The 12,649-nt window shown below is 61.8% G+C and carries 11 protein-coding genes; 3 read left to right on the top strand and 8 right to left on the bottom strand.

Translation table 11 applies throughout. From position 1 onward, the window contains the following. Positions 1-10: 10 nt before the first annotated feature. The 5 genes from AB7M32_RS16465 to AB7M32_RS16445 form a co-directional block, all read right to left on the bottom strand. Positions 11-1,285: an MFS transporter gene (locus AB7M32_RS16465; RefSeq protein ID WP_454250569.1), complete on the bottom strand. Its 1,275-nt coding sequence runs from the start codon at positions 1,283-1,285 to the stop codon at positions 11-13. A 247-nt stretch (positions 1,286-1,532) separates the two neighbouring features. Beyond that, entirely contained in the window at positions 1,533-2,786 is a 1,254-nt protein-coding gene (locus AB7M32_RS16460; protein WP_454250568.1) for an OprD family porin, read from the bottom strand. Between the two features lie 95 nt (positions 2,787-2,881). Beyond that, on the bottom strand, positions 2,882-4,186 hold the full coding sequence (locus AB7M32_RS16455) for a CitMHS family transporter (protein WP_454250567.1): 1,305 nt from the start codon (positions 4,184-4,186) through the stop codon (positions 2,882-2,884). Between the two features lie 142 nt (positions 4,187-4,328). Then, positions 4,329-5,654 (bottom strand): dicarboxylate/amino acid:cation symporter, encoded by a 1,326-nt coding sequence (locus AB7M32_RS16450; RefSeq protein ID WP_454250566.1) that lies wholly within the window; start codon positions 5,652-5,654, stop codon positions 4,329-4,331. A gap of 41 nt (positions 5,655-5,695) precedes the next feature. Then, entirely contained in the window at positions 5,696-6,778 is a 1,083-nt protein-coding gene (locus tag AB7M32_RS16445; RefSeq protein ID WP_072405023.1) for a 4-oxalomesaconate tautomerase, read from the bottom strand. Between the two features lie 167 nt (positions 6,779-6,945). Here AB7M32_RS16445 and AB7M32_RS16440 point away from each other — a divergent pair, with 167 nt between their 5' ends. Next, entirely contained in the window at positions 6,946-7,836 is an 891-nt protein-coding gene (locus tag AB7M32_RS16440; RefSeq protein ID WP_003200706.1) for a LysR family transcriptional regulator, read from the top strand. 27 nt (positions 7,837-7,863) lie between these two features. Here AB7M32_RS16440 and AB7M32_RS16435 read toward each other — a convergent pair whose 3' ends face one another. Continuing rightward, positions 7,864-8,769 carry an EamA family transporter gene (locus tag AB7M32_RS16435; protein WP_454250565.1) on the bottom strand — a complete coding sequence of 302 codons (906 nt, stop codon included), beginning with the start codon at positions 8,767-8,769 and terminating at the stop codon, positions 7,864-7,866. Next, the gene (locus AB7M32_RS16430) at positions 8,766-9,983 is read right to left on the bottom strand and encodes an MFS transporter (RefSeq protein WP_454252152.1); all 1,218 of its coding nucleotides are present in this window, start codon (positions 9,981-9,983) and stop codon (positions 8,766-8,768) included. Before AB7M32_RS16430 ends, AB7M32_RS16435 begins: the two co-directional genes overlap by 4 nt. Positions 9,984-10,258: 275 nt before the next feature. On the opposite strand from AB7M32_RS16430, the gene AB7M32_RS16425 reads away from it, so the two are divergent. Continuing rightward, on the top strand, positions 10,259-10,717 hold the full coding sequence (locus AB7M32_RS16425; RefSeq protein ID WP_454250564.1) for a winged helix-turn-helix transcriptional regulator: 459 nt from the start codon (positions 10,259-10,261) through the stop codon (positions 10,715-10,717). Between the two features lie 6 nt (positions 10,718-10,723). Here the strand turns inward: AB7M32_RS16425 and AB7M32_RS16420 are convergent, their stop codons facing one another. Continuing rightward, complete coding sequence (locus AB7M32_RS16420; RefSeq protein ID WP_454250563.1) at positions 10,724-11,599, bottom strand: LysR family transcriptional regulator; 876 nt, start codon at positions 11,597-11,599, stop codon at positions 10,724-10,726. 142 nt (positions 11,600-11,741) lie between these two features. Between AB7M32_RS16420 and AB7M32_RS16415 the strand changes: the two genes are divergently transcribed. Beyond that, positions 11,742-12,611 carry an NmrA/HSCARG family protein gene (locus tag AB7M32_RS16415; protein ID WP_454250562.1) on the top strand — a complete coding sequence of 290 codons (870 nt, stop codon included), beginning with the start codon at positions 11,742-11,744 and terminating at the stop codon, positions 12,609-12,611. Positions 12,612-12,649 lie beyond the last annotated feature (38 nt).

The raw sequence follows: 12,649 nt of genomic DNA, 5'->3' as shown, positions 1-12,649 counted from the left end.
GTACCCGGCCTCAGGCGACCCCGCCGTCGGGCACCGCAAGGGGGTCGGCCTGGGTCACGCGGCTTGGCCTTAAGGTCTCGGGCATCGCCAGCAACAAGCCGAATGCCAGCGCGGCAATCGCCGCCAGGGTCAGGAACGCTGCGCTGTAGCCAGCCCCTTGCACCACGAAGCCGGCCAGGCTGTTGCTCAACGCGGCGCCGAGCCCGAACACCGTCGACAACACCCCGAGGCTGACGTTGAAGCGCCCGGTGCCCTGGGTCAGGTCCTTGACCACCAGGGGAAACAGCGCGCCAAACAGCCCGGCACCGATACCGTCCAGCAATTGCACTGCCACCAACCAGTAGGGGTCGTCGGAGAGCACGTACAACACACCGCGGATGGGCAGGATCAGGAAGCCGGCCAGCAGCAACGGCTTGCGCCCCCAGGCATCGGCCTTGACGCCCACCAGCCACGCCATGGGCACCATGACCAGTTGCGCCGCAACGATACAAGCCGACGTCAGCGGCGTGGCCAGGTGCACATTGGCCTGGGCGAGCTTCTGGCTGACCAGCGGGAGCATCGCCGCGTTCGCCAAGTGGAACAGCCCGCAACAGATGGCGAACAACAGCAGCGTACGGTTATCCAGCAGGACCCGCAGCGTCGAGGGGACAGGGCCGTGAACCCGCTGCCCCGCCTCCAGGCCCCGGGCCACGTCATGGTCGATGGCCTGCGCGGACACGCAACCGACCGCCACGATGCTGGCCAATGCCATGGCGGCCATCAGGTAGAACACCGCGATGGGACCGAACAACCAGGCGAACCCGCCCGCCAGCAGCGCGGCGCAGGCATTGCCCGCGTGATTGAATGTTTCGTTGCGCCCGGTGCGCCGTGTAAAGGCCTTGGCGCCAGTTATGCCCAGGGAAATCGCCGCGATAGCCGGCGCAAAGACTGACGCTGCCACGGCGCCGATGGCCTGGGTCAATGCCACCAGGCCAAAGGACGACGTGAACGGAAGCACCAGGCAACCCAACGTCACCACCAAGGCCGCCACGGCCACCACGGCGCGCTTGCTGCGCACCCGGTCGATCAACGCGCCGGCGGGCGCCTGGGCGACGAGCCCGGCCATGGCCGCCACCGTCATCACCACGCCAATGCTGGCCGGGTCCCAGCGATGCACCGCCAGCAGGTAGATCGCCAGGTAAGGACCCAAACCATCGCGCACATCCGCGAGGAAAAAATTCAGGCCATCCAGGGAAAGGTTGTTGCGTCGGTCTCGGTTTCGATCCACAGCGGCCTCGACGGGCATTGCCCCAAAGAAAATTGACGCAATGATGTCGCAAAGAATCGAACCGGGCCACCGTGATGAGCGCGGGGCCACTGAGAAAACCGCGGCGAGGGAGCTTGCTCCCGCTGGGTCGCGAAGCGACCCCAAAACCTGCCGAACGCGTAACACAGACACACCGCACCCGCCGGTTCACGACTGCTTCGCAGCCGAGCGGGAGCAAGCTCCCTCGCCACAGATCCATCGTTTTTTCTTAGGTGGACTGCATGATCTACCAAAGAGCGATGTCGTAGGTAAAGTAGATCCGGTTGCTGTCACGGCCACGGGAAAAGTCCGAGCGATAGACGTAGTTTCGCAACTTCACCCCCACCCCCTTGAACGTCCCCTGCTGCACCACATAGGCGATCTCCGCGTCACGTTCCCACTCTTTGACCGTGGTGTCGGACTTACCGTCGTTACCGCTCAGATAGCGGGTGGAAAACGTCAGGCCGGGCACACCGAGGCGAGCGAAGTCGTAGCCGTAACCGAGCATCCAGGTCTTCTCGTCCTCTTCGATGAACTTGCCGATCCCGACGTTGCTGAAGGAGTACACCGTCGCGCCGCTGATGTAAGGCAGGCCCGCCTCGCCGCTGAGGGTCTGGTAACCGGCGCTCACTGTGTGACCGGCAACGGCGTAGGCCAGCGACCCGCTGAGCATGTCGTTGTCGATCTTGCCGCCGTAGGCCGACCCCGAATCGACGCTGTTGAAGTAGCGCAGGTCGCTGGTCAATACCCCGGCGCCCAGGGGCAGATCATGCTGGATGCCAACAAAGTTCTGTCGATAGAAATTCTCCAGCTCGCCATAGAAGTAACTCAGGCGGATGTGCTTGCCCAACTTGTAGTCGGCACCGGCATAGCTGAAGTCACCGGACTTATCGCCGCCGTAGCCGTCCGGCACGATGGGCATGCTGTCGCTCGAATCCCGCAGCTTGAAACGCTCCAGGTGCCCGCCGGTGACGGTGAGGTTGTCAATGTCATTGCTGCTGATCTGGGTGCCTTGGTAAGTCTGGGGCAACAGCCGCGCATCGTTGTAGACCAACACCGGGGTCTTGGGCAGCAAGGTGCCGTATTTGAGCGTGGTCTTGGCCACCCGGGCCTTGGCGGTCATGCCCGCACTGGCGAACTCGTCGGCGGCGCGACCGTCGTCATGCACCGGCAGCAGGCCGGTGCCACTGCGGCCACGCCCGGAGTCGAGCTTGACCCCGAGCAGGCCCAGGGCATCGACCCCGAAGCCGACGGTGCCCGGCGTAAAGCCTGACTGGTAATCCAGCAGGAAGCCCTGGGCCCATTCGGTGCGCTCACTCTTGGCGGTCCTTGCCGCCCGGGCGCTCATACCGTGCTCGTCGCGGAAGTTTTCGTTGAAGTAGACGTTACGCAATTGCAGCTTCAGCTTGCTGTCATCGATGAAACCTTCGGCGCTGGCCGTGGCCAGGGGCAACAGGCCAAGGATTGGAAGCAAAGCCCCGCGGGTCAGCAAAATGGTCATGTCTGGCTACTCGTTGTTGTTATTGGGCATGCACGCCTGCGCACTCCCCCCTCGCGGGGGGCGTGTCAGGCAGGAAAACAAGGTTGTCGGGGGAATCAGGAAAACAGCGTCAGTGCCCCGGTCAGCAGGGCCAGCGCGGTAATCACCAGGGACGTGAGCACCGCCCATTTGACGGTGGCTTTCTGGAAGTCGCCCAAGTCGCGGTCGACCATGCCCACCAGCAACAGGGTCGAGGCCACCAGCGGGCTCATCAGGTGCACCGGTTGGCCGAGAATGGAGGCCCGGGCAATTTCGACCGGATCAATTCCGTAGGCAGCCGCAGCGTTGGCCAGGATCGGCACGACACCGAAGTAGTAGGCATCGTTGGACAATACGAAGGTCAGCGGCATGCTGGTAATCGCCACCACCAGCGGGAACAGATGCCCCCAAGAAGGCGGAATCCAATCGACCAGGGTTTGCGCCAGCGCATCGACCATTTTCGTTCCGGAGAAGATCCCGGCGAAGATGCCCGCGGCAAACACCAACAGGACCACGGTCATGGCGTTGCCCGAATGGGCGAGAATGCGCTCCTTCTGAATATCCAGTTGCGGATAGTTGATCATCAGCGCCAGGACGAAACCGATCAGGAACAGAATCGCCGAGTGCATGAGCCCCATCACCAGCGCGACCATCACCGCGACCACCAGCAGCAGGTTGACGTAGGCCAGTTTCGGACGCTTGTGTGGCGTCTCCTCGATGATCGCGTTGATGTAGCAGTCACCGCCACCGCTTTGCAGCTGAACGTTGCCGATACGCTTGCGCTCGGCACGGCCCAGCAGGAAGGCCGTGAACACCACCCACATCGCACCGCCGATCATGGTCGGCAGCAACGGCACGAAGTACTCACCGGCATCCAGGCCCAGCGCTGCGATCGCACGGGTCGCCGGGCCGCCCCAAGGGGTCATGCCGCTCATGATGCTCAAGGAGAGCATGGAAATGGTCGCCAGGATCATCGGGTTCATGCCGATGCGCTTATACAGCGGCAGCATCGCGGCACAGGTGATCATGTAGGTCGTCGTACCGTCGCCGTCCAGCGCCACCAACAGCGACAGCAGCGCAGTGCCCACGGCGATTTTCATCGGGTCGCCATTGACCCGCTTGAGGATCTTGCGGATCAGCGGGTCGAACAGACCGGCGTCGATCATCAGGCCGAAAAACAGGATTGCGAACAACAGCAGTGCCGCCGAGGGCGCGACCATTTTCAGGCCGTCCAGCATCATCTTGCCGGTGGTCCCGCCAAAACCGCCGAGCACGGCAAAGACGATGGGCACTACCGTCAGGGCGACGATCGGGGACAACCGTTTGGTCATTATCAGGAAGGTGAAGACCACCACCATGGCCAAGCCAAGTAAAGCGAGCATATGTCAGATCTCTTGTTGTTATGAGTAGCTTGGCAGACACCCAGGCGCACGCTCTCCCACCCGCCAGACAACACGCTGAAGTGTGCCTGGCGTCGAGGTATTTACTGAGCTTGCGCGGTGCTGTCGAGTCAGCCGTGAGCGGCTAGATGTGTTTGGCGACCTTCGTGCCGTCCCAGCTCGAATCCGTCGCCGGGGTCTGTGTCAGGGCGGGTTTGCCATCCAGGGTCTGCAACAGCACTTCGCGGTCACAGGCATTCTCCGAGAGGGAGATCACCACGGTCGCGACGGCATTGCTCGCCAGGCTGGTCAACGCCCGCGCTTCGGACATGAACCGGTCGATCCCGATCAATAGGGCCAGGCCCGCCAGGGGAATGTCGTGGATGACCGTCAAGGTCGAGGCCAGGGCGACAAACCCACTGCCGGTCACACCCGCGGCACCCTTTGACGACAGCAGCATGATCGCCAACATGGTGATGACCTGGGTCAGCGTCAGGTCGATGTTGCAGGCCTGGGCAATGAAGATCGCCGCCAGCGACAGATAGATCGCCGTACCGTCGAGGTTGAACGAGTAGCCCGTCGGCAGTACCAGCCCCACGACCCCTTTCTTGCACCCCAAGGCCTGGAGTTTTTCCAACATCCGCGGCATTACCGGTTCGGTCGAGGACGTGCCGAGCACCACCAGGAACTCTTCGCGCAGGTAACGCAACAGCTTCCACAGGCTGAAACCGTGGGCGCGGCAAAGGCTGCCCAACACCACGAAGACGAAGAAGGCGCAGGCGATATACAAGGTCATGATCAGCTTGGCCAGCGAGCCCAGCGACGTGATGCCGTACTGCCCCACCGTGAAGGCCAAGGCCCCGAAAGCGCCAATCGGAGCGAAACGCATCAGGTAGGAGAAAATCTTGAACACCATGTGCGAAGCTGATTCCAGGACCTCCAGCACAGGCTTGCCGCGCTCGCCCAGGGACGATAGGGCAAAACCGCAGAGCACCGCGATAAACAGCACCGGCAACACCTCACCTTTATTGAAGGCGCCGATGAAGGTGTCGGGAATGATGTGCATGAAGAAGTCCACCACGCTCAGTTTCGCGGCGGATTCGGTGTACTGCGACAGCCCCTGGGTACTCAACTGCGTCGGGTCGATGTTCATGCCCGCGCCGGGCTTGAACAGGTAGACCGACACCAGGCCAATGATCAGGCTGATCACCGTCAGTGCCAGGAACAACAGCATGGTCTTGCTCAACAAACGCCCCAGCGAGCGCTTATCGCTCATACCGGCGATGCCAGTGACAATGGTGCAGAACACCACCGGCGCGATCATCATCTTGATCAGCTTGATGAAGGCATCGCCCAGCGGCTTCAAGGCAATTGCCTGTTGCGACCAGAAGTGCCCGACGACCACGCCCAGCAGCACGGCGCAGATGATCTGGAAGTAGAGCGATTTAACAACTTTCATGGCATCACCCATTTTTAGAATTGTTCTGATGCAAAAGACCCTGGCGGCCGGGGCTATCCGGCCAGCCGTTGGGACGCCGTGGCGTAGACGTAACCCGAGAAAAGCCGGCGCGCGGTACGTACTACCGAAGCCCGAATGGTCTCACCCTTTTCACCGGTGTAGGACAGTACGACATCAATACCGCCGCTTGGGTGTTCGATCCGAACCTGTTGCAAGCGCGGCTCACTGACGTTGCCGAGCAACTGTGCAACGACGCTGCCTTCGGTTACGCACGCCGTGGCCAGGCCGATGGAGCCGGTGATCGCCAGGGCGCGGTGACAGTTGTGCGGCATGAAATAACGCACCTGGACCGTCCCGCCGCACTTGGCCGGAGACACCAGCACCGGCTTGGGAATGACCTTGTCGCTGACATCACCCAGGCCCATCGCCAGGCCGGCTTTCAGCCGCAAGGACTCCAGCCGCTGCAGGAAGGCTTTATCGGCGTCCAGTTCGGCGGGGCTTTCATCGCCGCGTTTGCCGAGCTGGCTGGCCTCGACGATCATCATCGGCATCGCCATGTCGATGCAGGTCACCGGGATGCCGTCGATCAGGTCCAGGGGTTGCCCGGTCGGGAAGAGTTTCCCCGTCTTGCTGCCCGCCGCATCGAGAAACGTCAGTTGCACCGGAGCGGCTGTGCCAGGCACACCGTCGATGGCGGTGTCGCCTTCATAGCTGACCTTGCCTTGCGGGGTTTGCACTTCGGCATTCACGAAAGTCCCGGTGTTGAGGTTGCGAATGCGCACCCGGGTCAGATCGCCGGAAGGCTTGACCAGCCCCTGCTCGATGGCAAAGGGGCCGACGGCGCAGAGCATGTTGCCGCAGTTGGGGGCGGTATCGACACGACGCTGGGAAACCATGACCTGGACGAACAAATAATCGACATCCGCGTCTGGGTGCAGCGAGGGGCTGACGATCGCCACTTTGCTGGTTTGTGGGCTGCCACCACCGATGCCGTCGATTTCCAGCTCGTGGCCGGAGCCCATCAGGTTGAGCAGCAGCTCGTCACGTTCGGCGATGGCGACCGGCAGATCCCAGGCGAGGAACACTGGGCCTTTGGACGTACCGCCGCGCATTAGCACACAAGGAATTCGCTGCATGATCACTAACTCTTGTTGATCAATCTGGATAATTGATGCTCTGGACACAAGAGTGGCAAAGTTTGAAAAGTGTTTCCAATGCAAAGATCAGAGAGATTATTGCGTTTCACAAATGAATTACTTTACGATGATTTGCACAGCGCATCCCCTCTCCGGTGAGGTAGAACATGGAATATGAGCTCCAGGACATACGATCTTTCGTGAAAATCGCCGAACTGGGTAGTTTCCACGAAGCCGCCGATGCGCTGCATCTGTCGCAACCGGCCCTGAGCCGACGGATGAAAAAACTTGAGGAGGGCCTGGGAACCGCTTTGCTTGATCGCACAACCCGCAAGGTCAGCCTGACGAGTGTCGGCCGTGATTTCCTGCCCAAGGCGCGGCGCCTGCTGGATGATTTCGACGACTCGATTCTCAACATCCGCGAGCTGGCGGAGCGGCAGATCGGCCGGGTGACCCTGGCGTGCATCCCCACGGCGGCGTTCTATTTCCTGCCTTCGGTGATTCGCCTCTACAACGAGCGCTACCCGAAAATCCGCATCCGCCTGCTCGACCTCAGCGCCAACGAAGGGCTCGAAGCGGTACTACGCGGCGAAGCCGACTTCGGTATCAACATGATGAGCGGCCAGCACCCGGACATCGAGTTCGTGCCCCTGGTCAACGAACCCTTTGTGCTGGCCTGCCGACGAGACCATGAATTGGCTGAACGCAGTGCGGTCACCTGGTCGGAACTCAGCGACTATCGGCTGATCGGGGTCGGGCGCCTGAGCGGCAACCGCATGCTGCTGGACCACGCACTGTCGGGCCTGAGCTGGCGCCCGCAATGGTTCTACGAAGTGCAGCACTTGTCTACGTCGCTGGGACTGGTCGAGGCCGGCCTGGGCGTGTCGGCGATGCCCAGCCTGGCCATGCCGGCCGGGGATCATCCAACCCTGGTCAGCGTGCCGCTGATCGAGCCGGTGGTAAACCGCTCCCTGGGCCTGGTCTACCGCCGGGGCGCATCGCTCTCCCCGGCCGCGGAGAAATTCGTCTCGATCCTGCTTGAGCAGTGGCCGCAATGAAGCAAGGCCGAATCCCTGGATCGATGATCACCTTGAGAGATTGCCCGCTCGTTCCGAACGCTTGAACAGCGCAGTGAGGGCACGCTGTCCGTACAAGCCGACGCCAAGCCCGGACACGATGAGCACGACGGCAATGAGCTTGTTGAGTGACAGGCGCTCATCAAAAATCAGCACCGAACCCAGCAGGCCGAACACCGGTACCAGGAGCGACAAGGGCGCGACGGTCGACACCGGGTAGCGCTTGAGAAGCGAGTTCCACACCCAGTAGCCGAACAGTGTATTGGGGTAGACCTGGAACAGGATCGACAGGACGGCGCGGTAGTCGAGTTGATTCACCAGCGTGCTGTAGCCCGTCGAACCATTCACCGCGTAATCAAGCGCGAACAGCGGAATGGGCGAAAACGCGCTGGACCACACCAGGAACGCGAAGACCTGCGTAGTCTTGGCTTTTTTGCTGATGACGTTGGCCACACTCCAAGCCACCGCCCCCAGCAGCGCCAGGCACAGCCCCGCCGTGGTCACGGTGCCGTCAGCGATCGAGAGAATGCTCAACAAACCACAGCAAGCGATACCGATCCCCGCCAGTTGGTAGCGGGAAAGCGCTTCCTTGAAGATCCACGAGCCCAGCACAAGGGTGAAGAACGCGCTGAACTGCAGCACCAGCGATGCGATGCCGGCTGAAAGCCCGGCCTTGATGCCCATGTTGACGACACCCCAGAGTCCGATGCCGAAGACCAGGCCGTAGCCGATGATATAGCGCCACTGCACATCGGGTTTCGGAATGAAAAAGATCGCCGGCAGTGCGCAGAGCGTGAAGCGAATACCCGCCAGGATCAGCGGGTCAACGGCGATGAGGCCCAGCTTGATCACTGAGAAATTCACGCCCCATATGGCCGTTATCGAAATCGCGAGTAGCAGGTGTCCGGCTTTCATGCTGATCTTCCAGGCAGGGTCGTTGAAAAATGCATCGAGGCAATCCACAGCGCCAACGCGGCGAGGCTGATCGAGGCGCCCAACAGGCTGACCGCCATCCAGCCCCACAGCGCATAGACCTGGGTCGCAGCGGCCGCTCCCAGCGCGCTGCCCACCGAGTAGAAACACATGTACGCACCGACCATGCGACTTTGGGCGTCGGGCCGCGCGGCGAAAATCATGCTCTGGTTGGTGACGTGCACGGCTTGTACCGCGAAGTCGAGTAGCACCACGCCGCAGACCAGCGCGATCAGGGAGCTCTCGGTAAACGCGATGGGCAACCAGGAGAACGTCAGGAGCCCCAGCGACCAGCCGGTAACCCGTTGCCCCCAGCCCTGATCGGCCCAACGACCGGCGCTTCTGGCCGCCAGGGCACCGGCGACACCCGCCAGGCCAAACAGGCCGATGGCCGTGTGTGAAAGTGACAGCGGCGCGGCGCTCAACGGCAGCACCATCGCAGTCCACAGCACCGAAAAAGCGGCAAAGATCAGCAAGGCCAGCAGGCCTCGGGTCCGTAGCATCGGCTCGGTCACGAATAGCAGGAACAGCGAGCGGATAAGCGCCAGGTAGGGCTGCCGGTCACGGGGCGACGCAGCGGCGGGCACCACGGCCCAGAACACTGCCGCGATGGTCAGCATCAAGCCCGAGGAAACGAAATAAACCCCGCGCCAGCCCGCCAGATCGGCGATCGCCCCAGAGGTAAAGCGCGCCAGGAGAATCCCCAGGACAACGCCACTGGTGACGGTACCCACGGTCTGTCCTCGTTGGGAGGGCGAGGACAGCGCGGCGGCATAGGCCACCAGCACTTGGACGACCACCGCCAGCAACCCCATCACGACCATGGCGCCCAGCAAAGCCAACCAATGCCGGGCTGCGCCGACGGACGCCAGCGCGATGACAGACAACGCCAATTGGGCGAAAACCAGCCGTTTGCGGTCGACCCGGTCCCCCAGCGGGACGATGAACAGCAACCCCAGCGCGTACCCCACCTGGGTGGCCGTCACCACTCCCCCGATCAATCCGGAAGCGACGCCCAGGCTCTCGGCCATCGAGGCGAGCAAGGGCTGGGCAAAGTAGACATTGGCGACGGCCAGTGCGCAGGTCACGGAAAACAATAACGTGAGCGACGGCGAAAGCCCCGATGACCCCGTGTAGGAGCTGCCGAAGGCTGCGATCTTTTGATCTGTCGCTTGAGACTCAAGCGTCGAGGGAAAGATCGCAGCCTCGCTTCGCTCGTCAGCTCCTACACGCCGGCGAGAGCAAGCGCCCTCGTCACCCTGACTTTCCGAAGGCTGCTGGGTGAAACAGTCGGCCTCTGCTGTCATGCACGTCTCCTTGGCGCTAAACTGGTTTCAATTTAAAACCTGACTGAATTGTTGCTCGATCAGGTTTCAATTTGCAACCACAAAATTCCGGCCAACTTGGCAATGCTTTCCAGAGGGTCAATAAAATGGAAACCGCTTCATCGCAAAACAACGAATGCCCGGTCGCCAGGACACTGGATGTAATGGGTGATCGCTGGTCGCTGATGATCATCCGCGACGCATTCGACGACATCCGTCGATTCAGCGAATTTCAAAAGAGCCTGGGCGTGGCCAAGAACATTCTGGCTTCGCGACTCAAAGCCTTGGTCGAGGCCGGCGTGTTCGACATTCGACCCGCCTCGGATGGGAGCGCCTACAAGGAGTACGTCCTGACAGAGAAAGGCTGGGAGATCTTTCCGGTGGTGGTCAGCCTGCGGCAGTGGGGCGAACGTTTCCTGTTCGAGCCGGGGGAAACGCGTTCCGTGCTGTTGGACAACGCGTCCGGGCAAGCTCTCATGCCGATGGAGGTGCGCTCGGCTAGCGGTCAGAAACTCGGGCCGACCGATTGCCACAGGGTAAGACTCATGACCGACGACCTGACGTGAGCGTTCTTAGCCCTGCAAAACCAGGGACATGTCCGGATACCTGGCACACATGAAATCGACAAATGCCCGCACCTTCGGCGCAGCAAGACGTCGGGACGTGTGCAAGACCCACAGTTCAGCTTCTTTTCCCGATACCGTGCCCCACTGGACCAACTCGCCACTGGCCAGCTGGTTCCATGCCATCGACTGTGGGATAAGGGCCGCTCCACCACCGGCGATGGCCGCATCGCGGATCATCAGGAACGAAGAGAACCGCAGCCTGGGGATCGGTTCCAACACCAGGTGGCCGCCATCGAGTGTCCACTGGGTGGGCTCGAAACCGGACGCCACGATGCCGGGAACCGAGCGGATGGCCCCTGGTGCAGGCATTGGCAGCTCAGGCGCGGCCACCACGACCAGCCGGTCCTTGGCGAAACAGCGACCGACTAAATCGCTGTCCGGGCTGGGGTTGATCCGGATGGCGACATCAAATTGTTCCTCGACGAGATCCACCACACGATCCTCCGCGATGACCTCGATCGTGACGTCAGGGTAAGCCGCGCAAAACTCTGCGCCGATGCGTCCCATCGCCAGCTGCGAGAACAGGACCGGAGCAGCGACACGCAAGCGTCCGCGCGGCGTCGATACGCCCTCCTTCGCCGCCGCCATGGCTTCGGCCACCTCGGCCAGCGGCCCTTCGGCCCTGGCCATCAGCAACGCACCGGCCTCGGTAAGCTTCAGGCCGCGGGCGCTGCGCTCGATCAGCCTGACACCCAATTGCTCCTCAAGGTCGGCGATGCGGCGCGACAAGGTTGCCTTGGATATTCCGCTGGCACGGCTTGCCTTGCCCAACCCCTCGTTCGTGGCCACGAGGGCGAAATCGATCAGCGCGTTCAGGTTCATGGTGTTCCACTTTTGCAACGGAGTGTCTACATCCTGGGGTCTTCGATTTATTCCTGCAACACCCTATCGTTTATCCATCGCAACGGGCCGACCAGGTCGTAGCGGACTTTCTCACTTACCCACCCTTTGCAGGAGATTCAAAATGAGCATTCTCGTCACCGGTGCCACGGGCACCCTCGGTTCACTCATCATTCAACGCCTCGCCAGCGCAGGCGCCGAGGTCAAAGCCCTGGTGCGTCAGCCGGGCAAGGGCACTTTCCCGGTGGGCGTCACTGAAGTCGTTGCCGACCTCACCGACGTCCCTTCGCTGCGCAACGCACTGGCATCGGTGCGTACGCTGTTCCTGCTCAACGCTGTGACGCCCGACGAGGTGACGCAAGCCCTCATCACCTTGAACCTCGCTCGCGAGGCCGGCATCGAGCGCATCGTCTACCTGTCAGTGATCCATGCCGACAAGTTCACCTACGTGCCGCACTTCACCGGCAAGCACACGGTGGAGCGCATGATCGAAAGCCTCGACATCCCGGCGACCATCCTGCGCCCGGCTTACTTCATGCAAAACGAATTCATGGTCCAGCAGACGATTCAGGACCACTCGGTGTACTCGATGCCGATCGGCTCGGCGGGCGTGTCGATGATCGATACCCGGGACATCGCCGATATCGCCGCTGCCGAATTGCTGCGTCGCGACAAGGCACCTTCGGCCCTGGATCGGGTCACCCTGGAGTTGGTCGGCCCGCACGCATTGACCGGTACCGCCGTGGCGAAAATCTGGAGCGCCGCCCTGGGTCGCGAGGTCGCCTACGGCGGTGACGATGTGGTCGCCTTCGAAGCACAATTGGCGGCGTACGGCCCTGCCTGGCTGGCTTATGACATGCGCCTGATGATGTCCGGCATCCAGACGTTTGGCATGCAGGCCGCTGAAGGCACCGTGGAACGGCTCCAGGCGATTCTGGGACGCCCGCTGCGCACCTATGAAGACTTCGTTCGCGAGGCTGTCGCGGGGGGTTAAATCACTGGGACGAAGGAGCGGGTTCGAATCATTCAGAG

The sequence above is a fragment of the Pseudomonas sp. R151218B TE3479 genome, from assembly GCF_053629195.1.
Note: the sequence above shows the minus strand (reverse complement) of the source record. Positions and strands in the feature narration are given on the sequence as shown.